This is a genomic window from Pseudomonas sp. IPO3747, assembly GCF_013385245.1.
Lineage (GTDB): Bacteria > Pseudomonadota > Gammaproteobacteria > Pseudomonadales > Pseudomonadaceae > Aquipseudomonas > Aquipseudomonas edaphica.
In genome coordinates this window covers 300,471-317,469 of sequence record NZ_JACAQL010000002.1, presented here as the reverse complement: position 1 = coordinate 317,469, position 16,999 = coordinate 300,471, and the positions used below count along the sequence as shown (strand labels likewise).

Sequence of the window (16,999 nt, the reverse complement as noted above, 5' to 3'; positions counted from 1 at the left end):
GGTTTCACCCGAAAAAGGAATCAGGCTTCTCATGGGCGAACTGGCCAAAGAAATCCTCCCGGTCAATATCGAAGACGAGCTGAAACAGTCCTACCTCGACTACGCAATGAGCGTAATTGTCGGTCGGGCACTGCCTGATGCGCGCGATGGCTTGAAGCCCGTGCACCGGCGTGTGCTGTTCGCGATGAGCGAGCTGGGTAACGACTGGAACAAGCCGTACAAGAAATCTGCCCGTGTTGTCGGTGACGTGATCGGTAAGTATCACCCTCACGGCGACACTGCGGTGTACGACACCATCGTTCGGATGGCCCAGCCGTTTTCCCTGCGCTACCTGCTGGTAGACGGCCAGGGCAACTTCGGTTCGGTCGACGGCGACAACGCTGCGGCCATGCGATACACCGAAGTGCGCATGACCAAGCTGGCGCACGAGCTGCTGGCTGACCTGCATAAAGAAACCGTGGACTGGGTGCCGAACTACGACGGCACCGAAATGATCCCGGCCGTCATGCCAACCCGTATTCCCAACCTGCTGGTCAACGGTTCCAGCGGTATTGCCGTGGGCATGGCCACCAACATCCCGCCGCACAACCTCGGTGAAGTCATCGACGGTTGCCTGGCCCTCATCGACAACCCTGAGCTGACCGTCGATGAGCTGATGCAATACATCCCCGGTCCGGACTTCCCGACTGCCGCGATCATCAACGGCCGTGCCGGCATCATCGAAGCCTATCGTACCGGCCGTGGCCGCATTTATATGCGCGCCCGCTCGATGATCGAAGACATCGACAAGGTCGGTGGCCGCCAGCAGATCGTCATTACCGAACTCCCGTACCAGCTGAACAAGGCGCGTTTGATCGAGAAGATCGCCGAGCTGGTTAAAGAGAAGAAGCTCGAAGGCATCACCGAACTGCGCGACGAGTCTGACAAAGACGGTATGCGCGTGGTGATCGAGCTGCGTCGTGGCGAAGTGCCTGAGGTGATCCTCAACAACCTCTACGCCCAGACCCAGCTGCAAAGCGTGTTTGGTATCAACGTAGTGGCCTTGATCGACGGCCGCCCGCGCATCCTGAACCTCAAGGACCTGCTCGAAGCCTTCGTGCGTCACCGCCGCGAAGTGGTCACCCGCCGCACCGTGTTCGAACTGCGCAAGGCCCGCGAGCGCGGCCACATCCTGGAAGGCCAGGCGGTAGCGCTGTCGAACATCGACCCGGTGATCGCGCTGATCAAGGCTTCGCCGACGCCGTCGGAAGCCAAGGAAGCGCTGATCAAGATGCCATGGGAATCCAGCGCCGTCGTGGCGATGGTTGAACGTGCCGGTGCCGATTCGTGCCGCCCGGAGACCCTGGACCCGCAATACGGCCTGCGCGACGGCAAGTACTTCCTGTCGCCGGAACAGGCCCAGGCCATTCTGGAACTGCGTTTGCACCGTCTGACCGGCCTGGAGCACGAGAAACTGCTGGCCGAGTACCAGGAGATTCTCAACCAGATCGGCGAGCTGATCCGCATCCTCAACAGCGCTGTGCGCCTGATGGAAGTGATCCGCGAAGAACTGGAAGTGATCCGTGCCGAATACGGCGACGTGCGCCGCACCGAAATCCTCGATGCGCGCCTCGACCTGACCCTGGGTGACATGATCCCGGAAGAAGAACGTGTGGTGACCATTTCCCACGGTGGCTACGCCAAGACCCAGCCATTGGCTGCGTACCAGGCTCAGCGTCGTGGCGGTAAAGGTAAATCGGCTACCGGCGTGAAGGATGAGGACTACATCGCTCACCTGCTGGTTGCCAACAGCCACACCACGCTGTTGCTGTTCTCCAGTAAAGGCAAGGTGTACTGGCTCAAGACCTACGAGATTCCGGAAGCCTCCCGCGCTGCCCGTGGTCGTCCGTTGGTCAACCTGCTGCCGCTGGACAGTGATGAATACATCACCACCATGCTGCCAGTCGAGGAATACACCGAAGGTCACTTCATCTTCATGGCCACCGCCAAAGGTACTGTGAAGAAGACCCCGCTGGAATCCTTCAGCCGCCAGCGCAGCGTGGGCCTGATCGCCCTGGAGCTGGACGAAGGCGACGTATTGATCTCTGCGGCCATCACCGATGGCGAGCGTGAAGTCATGCTGTTCTCCGATGGCGGCAAAGTGACACGCTTCAAGGAATCCGACGTTCGCGCCATGGGCCGTACCGCTCGCGGTGTGCGCGGTATGCGTCTGCCGGAAGGGCAGAAGCTGATTTCGATGCTGATCCCGGAAGAAGGCAGCCAGATCCTCACCGCTTCGGCGCGTGGTTATGGCAAGCGGACCGCCATCAGCGAGTTCCCGGAGTACAAGCGTGGCGGCCAGGGCGTAATCGCCATGGTCAGCAACGACCGCAACGGCCGTCTGGTTGGCGCGGTGCAGGTGCTTGATGGTGAGGAGATCATGCTGATTTCTGACCAGGGCACTCTGGTGCGTACCCGTGTGGCTGAAGTGTCGAGCCTGGGCCGTAACACCCAGGGCGTGACGCTGATCAAGCTGGCCAGCGACGAAACGCTGGTAGGCCTGGAGCGCGTTCAGGAGCCATCGGAAGTCGAAGGCGAAGAGCTGGAAGGCGAAGACGGTGCGGTATTCGATGGCGAGGTGATCGCAACCGGCGATGACAACGTCGACGAGCCAACCCTCGATGCTGCCGCAGACGAAGAAGAACCGCAGGAATAAGCGGACACACAGGGGGCGGATGAAGATTCGCCCCCTTGTTGTTTGTGTCCCCTTTGAAACACATGTCCTTGGTCTGGCTTCGATCCCTGTGGGAGCTGGCTTGCCTGCGATAGCATCACCGCGGTATCACTGCAACTACCGAGGTGCCTGTATCGCAGGCAAGCCAGCTCCCACAAGGGCTCGCGCCAGCGCAAGGCCGTTGCCGAACATGATTGCAGCCCCAACCAGATCAGAGTGAGATTGGATGTGAGCAAGAGAGCCTATAACTTCTGTGCCGGTCCCGCGGCGCTTCCTGAAGCAGTCCTGCAGCGTGCGCAGGGTGAACTCCTCGACTGGCATGGAAAAGGCCTCTCCGTGATGGAAATGAGCCATCGCAGCGATGAGTTTGTGTCCATCGCCACCAAGGCCGAGCAGGATCTGCGCGACTTGCTGGACATCCCTTCCAACTACAAAGTGCTGTTCCTGCAAGGTGGCGCGAGCCAGCAGTTCGCGCAGATCCCATTGAACCTGCTGCCGGAAGACGGCACTGCCGACTATATCGACACGGGTATTTGGGGTCAGAAGGCGATTGAAGAGGCCTCGCGCTACGGTCACGTCAACGTGGCGGGCACCGCCAAGCCGTACGATTACTTCGCCATTCCCGGTCAGAACGAGTGGAAGCTGTCGAAAGACGCGGCCTACGTGCACTACGTCGCCAACGAAACCATCGGCGGCCTGGAGTTTGACTGGGTGCCGGAAGTGGGTGACGTGCCGTTGGTGTGCGACATGTCTTCGGACATCCTCTCGCGCCCGATCGATGTGTCCAAATACGGCATGATCTACGCCGGTGCGCAGAAGAACATCGGTCCGAGCGGCATCCTGGTCAACATCGTCCGCGAAGACCTGCTGGGTCGCGCGCGTTCGCTGTGCCCGACCATGCTCAACTACAAGGTCGCGGCCGATAATGGCTCGATGTACAACACGCCGCCGGCGTTCGCCTGGTACCTGTCGGGCCTGGTGTTTGAATGGCTGAAAGAGCAGGGCGGTGTTGCCGCCATGGGCAAGCTCAACGAAGAGAAGAAGCGCACCCTGTACGACTTCATCGACGCCAGCGGCCTGTACAGCAACCCGATCAACCTCACCGACCGCTCGTGGATGAACGTGCCGTTCCGCCTGGCCGATGACCGCCTGGACAAGCCATTCCTGGCCGGTGCCGACGCACGTGGCCTGCTGAACCTCAAGGGCCACCGTTCGGTCGGTGGCATGCGCGCCTCCATCTACAACGCTGTCGACATCCACGCGATCAACGCGCTGGTTGCCTACATGGCAGAGTTCGAAAAGGAACACGGCTAATGTCTGAGCAAGAACTCAAGGCCCTGCGTGTACGCATCGACAGCCTGGACGAGAAAGTCCTGGAGCTGATCAGTGAACGTGCGCGTTGCGCCCAGGAAGTCGCCCGCGTGAAAATGGCGTCCCTGGCTGAGGGCGAAGTGCCGGTGTTCTACCGGCCTGAGCGCGAAGCCCAGGTGCTCAAGCGCGTGATGGAGCGCAACAAAGGCCCGTTGGGCAACGAAGAGATGGCGCGGTTGTTCCGTGAAATCATGTCGTCGTGCCTGGCGCTGGAGCAGCCACTTAAGGTGGCGTACCTCGGCCCGGAAGGCACCTTCACCCAGGCAGCGGCCATGAAGCATTTTGGCCACGCGGTGATCAGCAAACCGATGGCGGCCATCGATGAAGTGTTCCGCGAAGTGGCGGCCGGTGCGGTGAATTTTGGCGTGGTGCCGGTGGAAAACTCCACCGAAGGCGCGGTCAATCACACGCTGGACAGCTTCCTTGAGCACGACATGGTGATCTGCGGTGAAGTCGAACTGCGTATCCACCACCACCTGCTGGTGGGCGAGAACACCAAGACCGACAGCATCAGCCGTATCTACTCCCACGCCCAATCGCTGGCCCAGTGCCGCAAGTGGCTGGACGCGCATTACCCGAATGTCGAGCGCGTGGCGGTGTCCAGCAACGCCGAAGCGGCCAAGCGGGTCAAGGGTGAGTGGAATTCGGCGGCCATCGCCGGTGACATGGCTGCGGGCCTGTATGGCCTGACGCGCCTGGCCGAAAAAATCGAAGACCGCCCGGATAACTCCACGCGCTTCTTGATGATCGGCAGCCAGGAAGTGCCGCCGACCGGCGACGACAAAACTTCGATCATCGTCTCCATGAGCAACAAGCCCGGCGCGCTGCATGAGCTGCTGGTGCCGTTCCACGATAACGGGATTGACCTGACGCGAATCGAAACTCGCCCTTCGCGCAGCGGTAAATGGACTTATGTGTTCTTTATCGACTTCATCGGCCACCACCGCGACCCGCTGGTCAAAGGGGTGCTGGAGAAAATCAGTCAAGAAGCCGTGGCACTCAAGGTGCTGGGCTCTTACCCGAAAGCGGTTTTGTGAGGCTTTAACATGAGTGGCAACTTCCTCGCCCTGGCTCAGCCGGGCGTGCAACAACTGTCGCCTTACGTTCCAGGCAAGCCTGTGGACGAGCTGGCGCGTGAGTTGAACCTGGACCCGTCGAAGATCGTAAAACTGGCCAGTAACGAAAACCCGCTGGGCCCAAGCCCAAAAGTATTGGCGGCGATTCGTGAGGAACTGACTGAGCTGACCCGCTACCCGGACGGTAATGGCTTCGCCCTCAAGTCGCTGCTGGCCGAGAACTGCCGCGTCGAACCGAACCAGGTAACCCTGGGCAACGGTTCCAACGACATTCTTGAGCTGGTCGGCCGTGCGTACCTGGCGCCAGGCCTGAATGCGGTGTTCAGCGAGCACGCGTTCGCCGTCTACCCGATCGTGACCCAGGCTGTGGGGGCTGACGCCCGCGTCATTCCTGCCAAGGATTGGGGGCATGACCTGCCGGCCATGCTGGCGGCCATCGACGCGCAAACCCGCGTGGTGTTTATCGCCAACCCGAACAACCCGACCGGCACCTGGTTCGACGCCCAGGCGCTGAACGACTTCCTGCAGGATGTGCCCGAGCACGTGCTGGTGGTGCTGGACGAAGCCTACATCGAGTACGCCGAAGGCAGCGACCTGCCGGACGGCCTGGACTTCCTGGCGGCTTACCCGAACCTGCTGGTGTCGCGTACCTTCTCCAAGGCCTACGGCCTGGCATCGCTGCGCGTGGGTTACGGCTTGTCCACCGCGGTGGTTGCCGATGTGCTCAACCGTGTGCGCCAGCCGTTCAACGTCAACAGCCTGGCGTTGGCGGCGGCGTGTGCGGCGGTCAAGGATGCCGAGTACCTCGAAGAAGGCCGTCGCATCAATGAAAGCGGCATGCTGCAGCTGCAGGAAGGTTTCCGTGAGCTGGGCCTGGGCTGGATTCCTTCCAAGGGCAACTTTATTTGTGTGGACCTCGGCCAAGTCGCCGCGCCGGTGTTCCAGGGCCTGCTGCGCGAAGGCGTGATCGTGCGCCCGGTGGCCAACTACGGCATGCCGAACCACCTGCGTATCACCATTGGCTTGCCGGCCGAAAACAGTCGCTTCCTGGAGGCGTTGGCCAAGGTTCTGGCTCGTGGTTGATGTCACTGCATTGCAACCTGCTGTGCCTATGATCGGTCGCCTGGTGGTGGTCGGCCTGGGGTTGATCGGTGGCTCCTTCGCCAAGGGCCTGCGTGAAAGCGGGCTGTGTGGCGAGGTGGTCGGTGTGGACCTTGACCCGCAATCGCGCAAGCTGGCGGTGGAGCTGGGCGTGGTGGACCGCTGTGAGGCAGACCTGGCGCTGGCGTGCCAGGGCGCGGATGTGATCCAGCTCGCCGTGCCGATTCTGGCGATGGAGAAGTTGCTGGCCTTGCTGGCCGGCATGGACCTTGGGCAGGCGATCCTCACGGACGTCGGCAGTGCCAAGGGCAATGTGGTGCGCGCCGCCAAACTCGCATTTGGCGGCATGCCGGCGCGTTTTGTGCCGGGCCATCCGATTGCCGGTTCCGAGCAGAGCGGCGTCGAGGCGTCCAATGCGCAGTTGTTCCGTCGCCATAAGGTGATTCTGACCCCGCTTGAGCAGACCGATCCGGCGGCCTTGGCGGTGGTGGATCGTCTGTGGCGCGAATTGGGCGCCGATGTCGAGCATATGCAGGTCGAGCGCCACGACGAAGTGTTGGCGGCGACCAGCCATTTGCCGCACTTGCTGGCCTTTGGCTTGGTGGATTCTCTGGCCAAGCGCAACGAAAACCTTGAGATTTTCCGTTACGCCGCCGGTGGTTTTCGCGATTTCACGCGGATTGCCGGCAGTGACCCGGTGATGTGGCACGACATCTTCCTCGCCAATCGTGAAGCTGTGTTGCGCACCCTGGACACCTTCCGCAGTGACCTCGACGCCTTGCGCGATGCGGTTGATGCGGGTGATGGCCATCAATTATTGGGCGTGTTTACCCGTGCGCGGGTGGCGCGTGAGCATTTCAGCAAGATCCTGGCGCGCCGGGCCTACATGGAAACCGCTGTGAACGCCAATGAGCAGACCTTTCTCGCCAACCCGGGCGGCCGCTTGAGCGGGCAGATCCGGGTGCCGGGCGACAAGTCGATCTCCCATCGTTCGATCATGCTGGGTTCATTGGCCGACGGCGTGACCGAAGTCGAAGGTTTCCTTGAAGGCGAAGATGCCCTGGCAACCCTGCAAGCGTTTCGTGACATGGGCGTTGTGATTGAAGGGCCGCACCATGGGCGCGTGACGATTCATGGCGTGGGTTTGCACGGTTTGCAGCCGGCGCCGGGGCCGATCTACCTGGGTAACTCCGGTACGTCGATGCGTTTGCTGTCCGGGTTGCTCGCGGCGCAGCGCTTTGACAGTGTGTTGACCGGTGATGCATCGCTGTCCAAACGCCCGATGAACCGCGTGGCCAAGCCACTGCGGGAAATGGGCGCAGTGATCGAGACCGGGCCGGACGGGCATCCGCCGTTGACAATTCGCGGTGGCCAGGCGCTCAAAGGCCTGGACTATTCGATGCCGATGGCCAGTGCGCAGGTGAAGTCCTGCCTGTTGCTGGCCGGGTTGTATGCCGAGGGCAAGACCTCGGTGACCGAGCCTGCGCCGACCCGTGATCATACCGAGCGGATGTTGCGTGGGTTTGGTTATCCGGTTGCCGTGGCGGGGGCTACGGCGTCTGTCGAGTCGGGCCATGCATTGAAGGCTACACATATAGAAGTGCCGGGGGATATTTCCTCTTCGGCGTTCTTTCTGGTGGCGGCTTCGATTGCTGAAGGCTCCGAGTTGCTGCTGGAGCACGTTGGCGTTAACCCGACGCGCACTGGCGTGATCGATATCCTGCGGCTGATGGGCGCGGATATCACCCTGGAAAACCCGCGTGAAGTGGGCGGTGAGCCAGTTGCCGACCTGCGCGTGCGCGCCGCTGAGTTAAAAGGCATCGAGATTCCCGAGGCCCTGGTGCCGCTGGCGATCGACGAGTTCCCGGTGTTGTTCGTGGCGGCGGCCTGCGCCAAAGGGCGCACCGTGCTGCGTGGCGCCGAAGAACTGCGGGTCAAGGAGTCCGACCGCATCCAGGTCATGGCCGATGGTCTGTTGGCCCTTGGCGTGAAGTGTGAACCGACACCTGATGGGATTATCATTGACGGTGGCCCGATGGGCGGTGGCGAAGTGCAATCCCATGGTGATCACCGCATCGCCATGGCGTTCAGCGTGGCCTCCCTACGGGCGGCCGCGCCGATTCGTATCCGTGACTGCGCCAATGTTGCTACGTCTTTTCCGAATTTTCTTACACTGTGTGCCCACGTCGGCATCCGTGTTGCCCAAGAGGCTCAATTGTGAATATCAAAGCACCGGTGATTACCATCGACGGGCCAAGCGGCTCGGGCAAAGGCACGATCGCCGGCATTCTGGCCAAGCGCCTGGGCTGGTGCCTGCTGGATTCCGGCGCGCTGTACCGCCTGCTGGCCTTTGCCGCACGCAACCATGGCGTCGACCTGACCAACGAAGAATCCCTGAAGCTGCTGGCGGCGCACCTTGATGTGCAGTTCGTCGGCGCGACGGAAGGTCATCCGCAGCGCATCATCCTTGAGGGTGATGACGTGACCGATGACCTGCGCAACGAACAAGTCGGCTCCTGGGCCTCCCAGGTTGCCGCTCTGCCGGCCGTGCGTGACGCATTGCTGCAGCGCCAGCGGGCGTTTCAGGAGCCGCCGGGCCTGGTCGCTGATGGCCGTGACATGGGTACCGTGGTGTTTCCCGAGGCGCCGCTGAAGATTTTCCTGACCGCCAGCGCCGAGGAGCGTGCTCGCCGCCGTTACTTGCAGTTGAAGGGCAAAGTCGATGGTGTTAGTCTGTCGAGTCTGCTAGATGAGATCCGTGCACGCGATGAGCGTGATACCCAGCGTGCGGTAGCCCCGCTAAAGCCGGCGGCTGACGCCATACAGCTGGATTCCACGGAGTTGTCCATCGAGCAGGTGCTGGAACGCATCTTGAGTGAAATCGCCATTCGCGATATCGCCGGGTGATCAAGAAGGCCGCAGGGGACCAGTCATAGTCCTGCGGTGGCTTCTTTTAACTGAAACTGACCCACACCGTCTGGGGTGTGGAGATGGGCGTATTCTTCGCCCTTATCAACAGGAATTAAAATGAGCGAAAGCTTTGCGGAACTCTTTGAAGAAAGCCTAAAAACCCTGAACCTTCAGGCAGGCTCCATCATCACCGGTGTTATCGTTGATATCGATTACCAAGCTCGCTGGGTAACCGTTCACGCTGGTCTGAAGTCTGAAGCTCTGATCCCGCTGGAACAGTTCTACAACGATGCTGGCGATCTGACTATCAATGTCGGTGACGAAGTTCACGTTGCTCTGGACTCGGTTGAAGACGGTTTCGGTGAAACCAAGCTGTCCCGTGAAAAAGCCAAGCGCGCTGAATGCTGGATTGTTCTCGAAGCAGCCTTCGCAGCTGAAGAAGTGGTCAAGGGCGTTATCAACGGTAAGGTTAAAGGCGGCTTCACTGTCGACGTTAACGGCATCCGTGCGTTCCTGCCAGGTTCTTTGGTCGACGTTCGTCCTGTGCGCGACACCACGCACCTGGAAGGCAAAGAACTCGAATTCAAGGTCATCAAACTCGACCAGAAGCGCAACAACGTTGTCGTTTCCCGTCGCAGCGTCCTGGAAGCAGAGAACTCCGCCGAGCGTGAAGCTCTGCTGGAATCCCTGCAGGAAGGCCAACAAGTCAAAGGTATCGTCAAGAACCTCACCGATTACGGCGCATTCGTCGATCTGGGTGGCGTCGATGGCCTGCTGCACATTACCGACATGGCTTGGAAGCGTATCAAGCATCCTTCCGAAATCGTCAACGTTGGCGACGAGATCGATGTCAAGGTTCTGAAGTACGATCGTGAGCGTAACCGCGTTTCCCTGGGCTTGAAGCAGCTGGGCGAAGATCCATGGGTTGCTATCAAAGCTCGTTACCCAGAAAGCACTCGCGTAACCGCGCGTGTTACCAACCTGACCGACTACGGCTGCTTCGCAGAGCTGGAAGAAGGCGTGGAAGGCCTGGTACACGTTTCCGAAATGGACTGGACCAACAAGAACATCCACCCTTCGAAAGTCGTACAAGTCGGCGACGAAGTGGAAGTTATGGTTCTGGACATCGACGAAGAGCGTCGTCGTATCTCCCTGGGCATCAAGCAGTGCAAATCTAACCCATGGGAAGATTTCTCTGGCCAGTTCAACAAGGGCGATAAAATCTCCGGCACCATCAAGTCGATCACCGATTTCGGTATCTTCATTGGTCTGGACGGCGGCATCGACGGCCTGGTTCACCTGTCCGACATCTCCTGGAACGAAGTGGGCGAAGAAGCTGTTCGTCGTTTCAAGAAGGGCGACGAGCTGGACACCGTTATCCTGTCGGTTGACCCAGAGCGCGAGCGCATCTCCCTGGGTATCAAGCAACTGGAAAGCGATCCGTTCTCCGAGTACGTTCAAGAGAACGACAAAGGCGCAATCGTTAAAGGCACTGTGAAAGAAGTTGACGCCAAAGGCGCCATCATCGTTCTGGCCGACGATATCGAAGCGACTCTGAAAGCCTCCGAAATCAGCCGTGACCGCGTTGAAGACGCGCGCAACGTTCTGAAAGAAGGCCAGGAAGTAGAAGCCAAGATCATCAGCGTTGACCGCAAGAGCCGCGTGATCCAACTCTCCATCAAGTCCAAGGACGAGATCGAAGAGAAAGAAGCAATCCAGAGCCTGCGCGACAAGCCAGCTACCTCTGACATCGCTTCGGGTCCGACCACTCTGGGCGACCTGTTGCGTGCACAAATGGAAAAGCAGAACTAAGTTCTGTCAGACCATAGAAAAAGGGCGACTTCGGTCGCCCTTTTTTGTGCCTGAAATTCGTTGAATCAACAAGTTAGAACCAAGGCGTGCAGCCCAGTGTCAGAGCTGACTATAGTTCTTAACAAATGCTCCGCTGTGTTGTTGTTTCAATAAGGATTTGAATGAACAGGCTTATCGTTTTATTTGCAGTGGTGCTGCTGGCCGGCTGCACTGCCACCAGTGCCAAAACACACGCCAAGCGCGGCGTCAGCGGCATTGAGATCGATTGCTCGGGCCTTGGCAGCAACTGGGACAAGTGTGAGAAGCGCGCTGCCCGGGAGTGCAAGATGCAGGGCTACAAGGTCATCACCCGATCCAGTGATGCCAAGGACGAGGAGGGTGACTATCTGTTCGGCTGGAACCCTGCCGGCGCTGTCACTCGTACCATGTTGGTGATCTGTAATTGAGGGGGTCAAGCATGTGTTCCGGGTATCCGTTTATGCTGCAGATAAGTTGGCAGGTGGGCTGTTCAAATTCACCAAGTCATGCTAAAACCTTCGAAGCGCTTTTCCTAGCTGCTTGAAAAAGAAGGGAAAAATATGACGAAGTCGGAGTTGATCGAACGAATTGTCACCCATCAAGGGCTGCTTTCATCCAAGGATGTAGAGCTGGCTATCAAGACTATGCTTGAACAGATGTCCCAATGCCTGGCTACCGGGGATCGAATTGAGATCCGTGGTTTTGGCAGTTTCTCCCTGCACTACCGTGCACCGCGAGTGGGTCGCAACCCGAAAACCGGGCAATCCGTCAGCCTTGACGGCAAGTTTGTGCCTCACTTCAAGCCGGGCAAGGAATTGCGCGATCGAGTTAATGAGGATGAAGACGAGGTTTGATACTCGTGAGGGAGTGGGCATGAGTAGATTGACGCGTGTTATTGCAATGCTGGTAGTGTTGGTGCTGCTGCTGTGCATCGTGGCATTTGTGCTGGAAAATCAACAGTCGGTTTCTCTGCAGTTTCTGAGTTGGGCAGCCCCGCAGTTACCAATTTCTGTTTTCGTAGTGCTCGCTCTATTGGTCGGAATGCTTGTTGGCCCACTGATGGCGTGGGTTGCCAGGGCGCGGCGCAAGACTCGAGTTTGATCCTGGCCACTATTGATGAGTGGAAGGAAGGGGAGGCGATCGCCGCCCCTTTGCACTGGTTCAATTCGGTTCTTTCTCTCCAGCCCTGAACTTTACGGCCAGCGCTATCAGCGGCAGATAGGCCACCAGCAGTCCCAGAAAGCCATCCAACGTGCCGTTGCCCACGAGCAGCGCCATAGGTAACAGCCATCCAATGTTGATTGCCGCTACCACCAGGGTAACGGGTGCGTGTTTACCGAACTGGCGAGAAGCGAACTGGTAGGCGTGGCTGCGGTGGGCCTCATAGACTTTGTCGCCTCTGAGCAGGCGGCGCAGCAAGGTCCATGTCGCATCAGTGATAAACACACCCAGCAGGATCAGCCAGCTCCACAGTAGCTGCGGCGAGACCCAGGCCGCTTGCAGCGACAGCACCCCCAGCGTGATGCCGAGGAACCCGCTGCCCGCATCGCCCATGAAGATACGGGCTTTTGGGAAGTTCCAATACAGGAAGCCAACCACTGCAAACGCCAGTAATAACGGTGTAAACGCGATCAGCTCATGACCTGTTAGCCAATAGAGCAGCGCACTGCCAAGGCATACACAAATAGCCTCGACGCTGGCTATTCCATCAATTCCATCCATGAAGTTATACAAGTTCAGCAGCCATACCAGGTAGACCGCTGCCAGCATATGGCCGATCCAGCTCAAGTCGACGGCGAATCCCGCCACCACCAGCGGCGGCAGGCCACCGATCCAGAACAGTGCCCATGCCGCGGCTATAAAGTGCCCTAGCAGGCGCCAACGTGCGCTGATATGGCCATGGTCGTCCAAAAAACCCAATACCGCGATGCCGGTCCCGGCGCCGAATAATGCGTACGTGAGTGGCCATGTAATCAGGCCAAGGCTGGCAGTCAGCAATAGCGCTAACAGAAAGCTGACGACGATCGAGACACCACCGCCCCTGGGCGTAGGCACGACGTGCGAGCTGCGCGCATTCGGGATGTCGATCAGGCTTCGAGCCAGAGCGTAATGACGCAAGGCCCCCGTTAAAAGGAGTGCGACAATCGTCACAGCCGGTAACAACCACCACATATTCATTTAGTTTGCCGTTCCAAAAAGTGTTTACCTGTTTTACTCAGTGCCTGGTCAACGCTGCTCGGCGGTGTCCAGCCCAGCAGTTCGCGGGTCTTGCCAATATCGACCTGCAGGGAGCCGCATAGCCTTTGAGCGAGTGCCCGGCGACCCAGCGCAGTGGCGCCGGTTTGCAGCAACCAACTCGGCACAGGTAGCAAGCGTGCGGGCTTGTTCAGAGCCGTTCCCATTCGACGCAAAAGCGCTGTGGTCGAGAGGTCCTCCCCGTCACTGACCAGGAAGGTTTGATTGGCGGCAGCGGGGTGCTCGGTGCACGTCACAATCAAATCAATCAAGTTGTCCAGGGCAACCAGGCTGCGTCGATTGTTCACGGCGCCAAAGGGCAAGGGCAGGCCTTTATGCAACCAGCGCATCATGCTCAGGAAGTTCGCTTGAACGCCGGGTCCGTAGACCAATACGGGACGAATGATCACCACTTCCATGCCAGTTTCAGAAGCCAGTTTTCGCAGGCCTTGCTCTGCTTCCTTTTTGGAGATGCCGTAAGGGTCGGTAGGGGTTGTGGGACCGTCAGCCGTATACGGCGCGCCAGTCGCCGTGCTCTCGCCATTGACCTTGATCGAGCTGATAAATATAAAGCGCTTAACCCCGGCAGCCGCCGCTTGGCGGGCCAGGTTTAAGGTGCCTTCGACATTGATCCGCCGGTATTCGGCAAGTGGATCGGTGGATGCGTCACTCATGACATGGACCCGGGCGGCCAGGTGGATCACCGTTTCTTGGCTCTCGAGCAACAGCTGCCAATCCTGATCGTCGGATAGCCCGCCGATAAGGCGCTGGTTGACGCGCGTATCAAGATCGGCCTTGAGCTCGCGTACAGCAGCGGTAATCGAGTGCTGGCGTTTAAGCAGTGGCGCGATTAACCCGCTACCGACAAAGCCACTCGCTCCCGTCAGGAGGATTTGCATAATCAAGGAGTTCCTGTGAGTGAAAGAACATCTTTCGCCATTTCGCGCATGATGCGGCCACGCGCGAAACGCTCGACGAAGGCATGGCGCGGGCGCGTCATAATATTGAGAGTCTTGAAGGACTGGATCCCTGCGGCGGCGTCACACGGCGCAAACACGGCAGCGTTTTCAATATGTTCAGAGACAAAACTGGCTGCGTAACCAGAGATGCCCGCCCAGATCGGTTTGCCCAGTGCAGCGTATTCAAAGACTTTTGATGGCAAGACTTTGCGGAAGGCGTCGTGGTCGTTCAAATGCAGGAAAAGCACATCCGCCGACTGATAAGCCTCGATCAATTGTTCGCGCTTGACCGGTTTCAAGAGTTCAACGTTAGTACAGGCGTGAGTGACAATGGCTTGTTTTAACAGCTCGATCCGGCCTCCGTCGCCGATCACGCGGAATCGCACCTTCCCTTCAAGTTGTTTGGCCAGTTGGGGGATAATGTTGTGCAGCCCCTGGCCTTCACCGATATTTCCCGCATAGACAATGTCCAGGATCGGGCTGGGCACCTTTTCTTTAGCGACGGGTTGCGCATCCAGGAATTCGCCATCGATGCCATTCGTATAGGTGGAGTAGCGTTGGTCGGGATAGCGTGATTTGAAGTAAGGAAGAAAACCTTCAGAGACCAGGTTGACCTTTTGCGCCGAGTGAATGGTAAAACGTTCAACCAGCGATAATAAGGGTTTAAGCAACCAGACTTTTTCTTTGGACAGCACATCCTTGATCGTGTCGACAAAGATGTCGCGTATATCCAAGTAGAGCGGCGTTCGTTTTGTGCGTGCGATCACCGCTCCCAGCGTAGCGGTCATCAGGCGTGAAGAAGTCGCATAGACAAGATCGTAGTCTTGGTTTCGCACAATCTTGCGTGCAGCGTTGGCATACACCAGAAACGCTCTTGCTTGATCGACCATCCCGCTCTTGTGGCCAGGCAGGGCCACTCGGCGGATGGTGAGCCTCGGGTGCTTCTCCAGTTCCGGGGCTTGACTGCTGAAGGAGCTGTAGCGATTCGGCAGGGTTGTGATCAACTCAATATGGGCGTCTGCAGGGAGTTGCTCCAGAAGTGCGTCTACCAGTGCTGTCGTGCGGAATGAACCGGCTGACAGATCAGGCTGGTAGTAAAAGCTCAAAATCAAAAGTTTCACGTAAGCCTCACCAGGTTATGCGGGTGGTCAGTTTGTCTGTCGACATTTCAGCGACGATGCACTGATTGGGAACAGACTTGCCGAATTCCGGATGCCATGTGGAAGACACCACATTGATCCGGGTTGCGCCCTCTAGTGTCGCGACAGCGACCTGACCGCCGGGCAGGGTGATCGTTACCGTGTTGCCTTGTTGAGTGATACGGATATCAGGGTGTAAAAATAGCCTTGATACAGCTTGATCGAATGTGCCGGAGACGGAATCTATCACCTGTAATTCACCGGCCATCGCAACCCACTCGCGAACGTGCAGGTTTTTCCCCGGTAGACGCAGGTAGCCGTCATGGCTGCCGCTGATACGTACGGTATCGACTGTTTGTTCCAGCTTACCCACGGTGGTACGTGCGCGCCGTGCGACCCTGAATCCGGCCCAGACTTCAGATGAGTTTTCACCGTTCACTTCTATTGTGTTGTGCGCTGCCGTGCTGCGTTGCCGTTGACGTTCCGCGTCTTCGCCGTATTGAGACGTTCCAGAGTTGACGAACACGCGCTGTCCAAACAGGCTGAGTTCGAAGCTCAGGGTGTCCGCATGGGTATGACCTGGCTGGTAATCAGGCGCAACCTGCGCAAGGTTCAACAATGCTTTGCACTGATCGCCAAAATTGATCGCCACGTAGCCACTTTCAACCTGGTGTACAGCTGCAATCGTAGCGGTGGGCATGTCATTGGGCGCACGGCATCCCAATTCAAGCGCGTACGCCTCTATATCGAGCAGTGTGGGTGCAATGCCGAATGCCGAGTCATTAAAGAACGCAATGCCACCGTCCGGGTGCTGGAGGCTGCGTAACCAGACCAGGCCTTGCTCAATCTGGTGTTTCCATTGGTTTTTGCGAATGTTAAGTTTCGGCAGCTCGGAGTGAGTGGCCAGGTTCAGCAGGTCGCAGATGTCCCAAAGAAGAGACGCGTGGTACATGGGTGAAAGTTCGAAGTGCGCACCGTCCGCCAGAAACTGCTCCTTGATTTCCTCATCAAGGATCTTCAAACCCTTGGACAGCCAGCTGTCTGCCCGATCGCCGTTCAGAAAGCTCCCGGCAAACACCAGTGCCTTGCCATTCACGAACAAATGGTTAGCGAGAATGTGATATTCGATCTGTTCAGACAGCGCGTGGGCCTGTGTAGCCAGGCTGTCCAGCCAGTGCGGTTCCAGGCTCGGTTGTTGTTGCAGCCACTTGATCAGATTTACGATGCGTAAAGAGAGCGTGTAGGGTTCCCAGCCGCATCCATGAAAGGGGGCGTTGTTTGTGATCCAACTGTTGACCAGGCGCGTGTCGAAGTCTCTTCGGTCTTCGCCTGAAGAGGCCAGATGATCCAGATAATGCAGGTTGTATTGCCAAATTTTCGGGCGTGTCTGATCGTGCCAATCAATCGGCGCCGTCAGGCCCATGAATTCAAACTGTTCGTCGGCACCGAAGCGCGAGGCACACCAATGGGGAGCCTTCGCCAGGTTAATTCCGGGGCGCCGGGTAAAGCCTTGCGCCGAAAAAGGCCGAACTTTAGCGAAGCGATAGTAAAGACGGTAAACAACCTGCTTCAATCGCAGCATTTTAACGGTGTGGTAGAGCTTGATTATTCGTTGCATCAACGTCCTGCTTAGGTCAGTCACTTGAAACTTAAAGTAGTGAGTAT

The 16,999-nt window shown here is 58.3% G+C and carries 14 protein-coding genes; 10 read left to right on the top strand and 4 right to left on the bottom strand.

What is annotated here, in order from left to right:
* Positions 1 to 31 precede the first annotated feature (31 nt).
* The 10 genes from gyrA (at position 32) to HX790_RS02645 (ending at position 12,102) form a co-directional block, all read left to right on the top strand.
* On the top strand, positions 32 to 2,695 hold the full coding sequence (gene gyrA / locus HX790_RS02690; RefSeq protein ID WP_017136106.1) for a DNA gyrase subunit A: 2,664 nt from the start codon (positions 32 to 34) through the stop codon (positions 2,693 to 2,695).
* Between the two features lie 246 nt (positions 2,696 to 2,941).
* The gene (gene serC / locus HX790_RS02685; protein WP_026013609.1) at positions 2,942 to 4,027 is read left to right on the top strand and encodes a 3-phosphoserine/phosphohydroxythreonine transaminase; all 1,086 of its coding nucleotides are present in this window, start codon (positions 2,942 to 2,944) and stop codon (positions 4,025 to 4,027) included.
* Positions 4,027 to 5,121, top strand: coding sequence for a prephenate dehydratase (pheA, locus tag HX790_RS02680; protein WP_003172650.1), 1,095 nt, complete (start codon positions 4,027 to 4,029; stop codon positions 5,119 to 5,121). Before serC ends, pheA begins: the two co-directional genes overlap by 1 nt.
* Positions 5,122 to 5,130: 9 nt before the next feature.
* A complete protein-coding gene (gene hisC / locus HX790_RS02675; protein WP_017136104.1) occupies positions 5,131 to 6,243 on the top strand; it encodes a histidinol-phosphate transaminase in 1,113 nt (370 codons plus the stop codon).
* A 28-nt stretch (positions 6,244 to 6,271) separates the two neighbouring features.
* The gene (locus tag HX790_RS02670; RefSeq protein ID WP_026013608.1) at positions 6,272 to 8,482 is read left to right on the top strand and encodes a bifunctional prephenate dehydrogenase/3-phosphoshikimate 1-carboxyvinyltransferase; all 2,211 of its coding nucleotides are present in this window, start codon (positions 6,272 to 6,274) and stop codon (positions 8,480 to 8,482) included.
* Complete coding sequence (gene cmk, locus HX790_RS02665; protein ID WP_003172653.1) at positions 8,479 to 9,168, top strand: (d)CMP kinase; 690 nt, start codon at positions 8,479 to 8,481, stop codon at positions 9,166 to 9,168. Before HX790_RS02670 ends, cmk begins: the two co-directional genes overlap by 4 nt.
* Before the next feature lie 120 nt (positions 9,169 to 9,288).
* Complete coding sequence (gene rpsA / locus HX790_RS02660; protein WP_017136102.1) at positions 9,289 to 10,983, top strand: 30S ribosomal protein S1; 1,695 nt, start codon at positions 9,289 to 9,291, stop codon at positions 10,981 to 10,983.
* A gap of 161 nt (positions 10,984 to 11,144) precedes the next feature.
* Positions 11,145 to 11,429, top strand: coding sequence for a hypothetical protein (locus tag HX790_RS02655; RefSeq protein WP_017136101.1), 285 nt, complete (start codon positions 11,145 to 11,147; stop codon positions 11,427 to 11,429).
* A gap of 132 nt (positions 11,430 to 11,561) precedes the next feature.
* Positions 11,562 to 11,855, top strand: coding sequence for an integration host factor subunit beta (gene ihfB / locus HX790_RS02650; RefSeq protein ID WP_003172657.1), 294 nt, complete (start codon positions 11,562 to 11,564; stop codon positions 11,853 to 11,855).
* Positions 11,856 to 11,874: 19 nt separating this feature from the next.
* Positions 11,875 to 12,102 carry a LapA family protein gene (locus tag HX790_RS02645; protein WP_169985671.1) on the top strand — a complete coding sequence of 76 codons (228 nt, stop codon included), beginning with the start codon at positions 11,875 to 11,877 and terminating at the stop codon, positions 12,100 to 12,102.
* A gap of 60 nt (positions 12,103 to 12,162) precedes the next feature.
* Here HX790_RS02645 and HX790_RS02640 read toward each other — a convergent pair whose 3' ends face one another.
* Genes HX790_RS02640 through HX790_RS02625 form a run of 4 tightly spaced genes read right to left on the bottom strand, consistent with a single transcriptional unit; the run spans position 12,163 to position 16,952 of the window.
* Complete coding sequence (locus HX790_RS02640; protein ID WP_176991198.1) at positions 12,163 to 13,179, bottom strand: glycosyltransferase family 4 protein; 1,017 nt, start codon at positions 13,177 to 13,179, stop codon at positions 12,163 to 12,165.
* On the bottom strand, positions 13,176 to 14,135 hold the full coding sequence (locus HX790_RS02635) for an SDR family oxidoreductase (RefSeq protein ID WP_138449026.1): 960 nt from the start codon (positions 14,133 to 14,135) through the stop codon (positions 13,176 to 13,178). Before HX790_RS02635 ends, HX790_RS02640 begins: the two co-directional genes overlap by 4 nt.
* Positions 14,136 to 14,137: 2 nt before the next feature.
* The gene (locus HX790_RS02630) at positions 14,138 to 15,316 is read right to left on the bottom strand and encodes a glycosyltransferase family 4 protein (RefSeq protein WP_176991197.1); all 1,179 of its coding nucleotides are present in this window, start codon (positions 15,314 to 15,316) and stop codon (positions 14,138 to 14,140) included.
* A 7-nt stretch (positions 15,317 to 15,323) separates the two neighbouring features.
* Positions 15,324 to 16,952, bottom strand: coding sequence for a heparinase II/III family protein (locus HX790_RS02625; protein ID WP_176991196.1), 1,629 nt, complete (start codon positions 16,950 to 16,952; stop codon positions 15,324 to 15,326).
* Positions 16,953 to 16,999: the final 47 nt, after the last annotated feature.

Bases quoted from the DNA above. Each gene is read 5' to 3' on its own strand.
- HX790_RS02655 (WP_017136101.1), top strand. From the start codon at position 11,145: ATGAACAGGCTTATCGTTTTATTTGCAGTGGTGCTGCTGGCCGGCTGC.
- rpsA (WP_017136102.1), top strand. From the start codon at position 9,289: ATGAGCGAAAGCTTTGCGGAACTCTTTGAAGAAAGCCTAAAAACCCTG.
- HX790_RS02645 (WP_169985671.1), top strand. From the start codon at position 11,875: ATGAGTAGATTGACGCGTGTTATTGCAATGCTGGTAGTGTTGGTGCTG.
- HX790_RS02640 (WP_176991198.1), bottom strand. From the start codon at position 13,179: ATGAATATGTGGTGGTTGTTACCGGCTGTGACGATTGTCGCACTCCTT.
- hisC (WP_017136104.1), top strand. From the start codon at position 5,131: ATGAGTGGCAACTTCCTCGCCCTGGCTCAGCCGGGCGTGCAACAACTG.
- gyrA (WP_017136106.1), top strand. From the start codon at position 32: ATGGGCGAACTGGCCAAAGAAATCCTCCCGGTCAATATCGAAGACGAG.
- pheA (WP_003172650.1), top strand. From the start codon at position 4,027: ATGTCTGAGCAAGAACTCAAGGCCCTGCGTGTACGCATCGACAGCCTG.
- HX790_RS02635 (WP_138449026.1), bottom strand. From the start codon at position 14,135: ATGCAAATCCTCCTGACGGGAGCGAGTGGCTTTGTCGGTAGCGGGTTA.
- HX790_RS02625 (WP_176991196.1), bottom strand. From the start codon at position 16,952: ATGCAACGAATAATCAAGCTCTACCACACCGTTAAAATGCTGCGATTG.
- ihfB (WP_003172657.1), top strand. From the start codon at position 11,562: ATGACGAAGTCGGAGTTGATCGAACGAATTGTCACCCATCAAGGGCTG.
- HX790_RS02670 (WP_026013608.1), top strand. From the start codon at position 6,272: ATGATCGGTCGCCTGGTGGTGGTCGGCCTGGGGTTGATCGGTGGCTCC.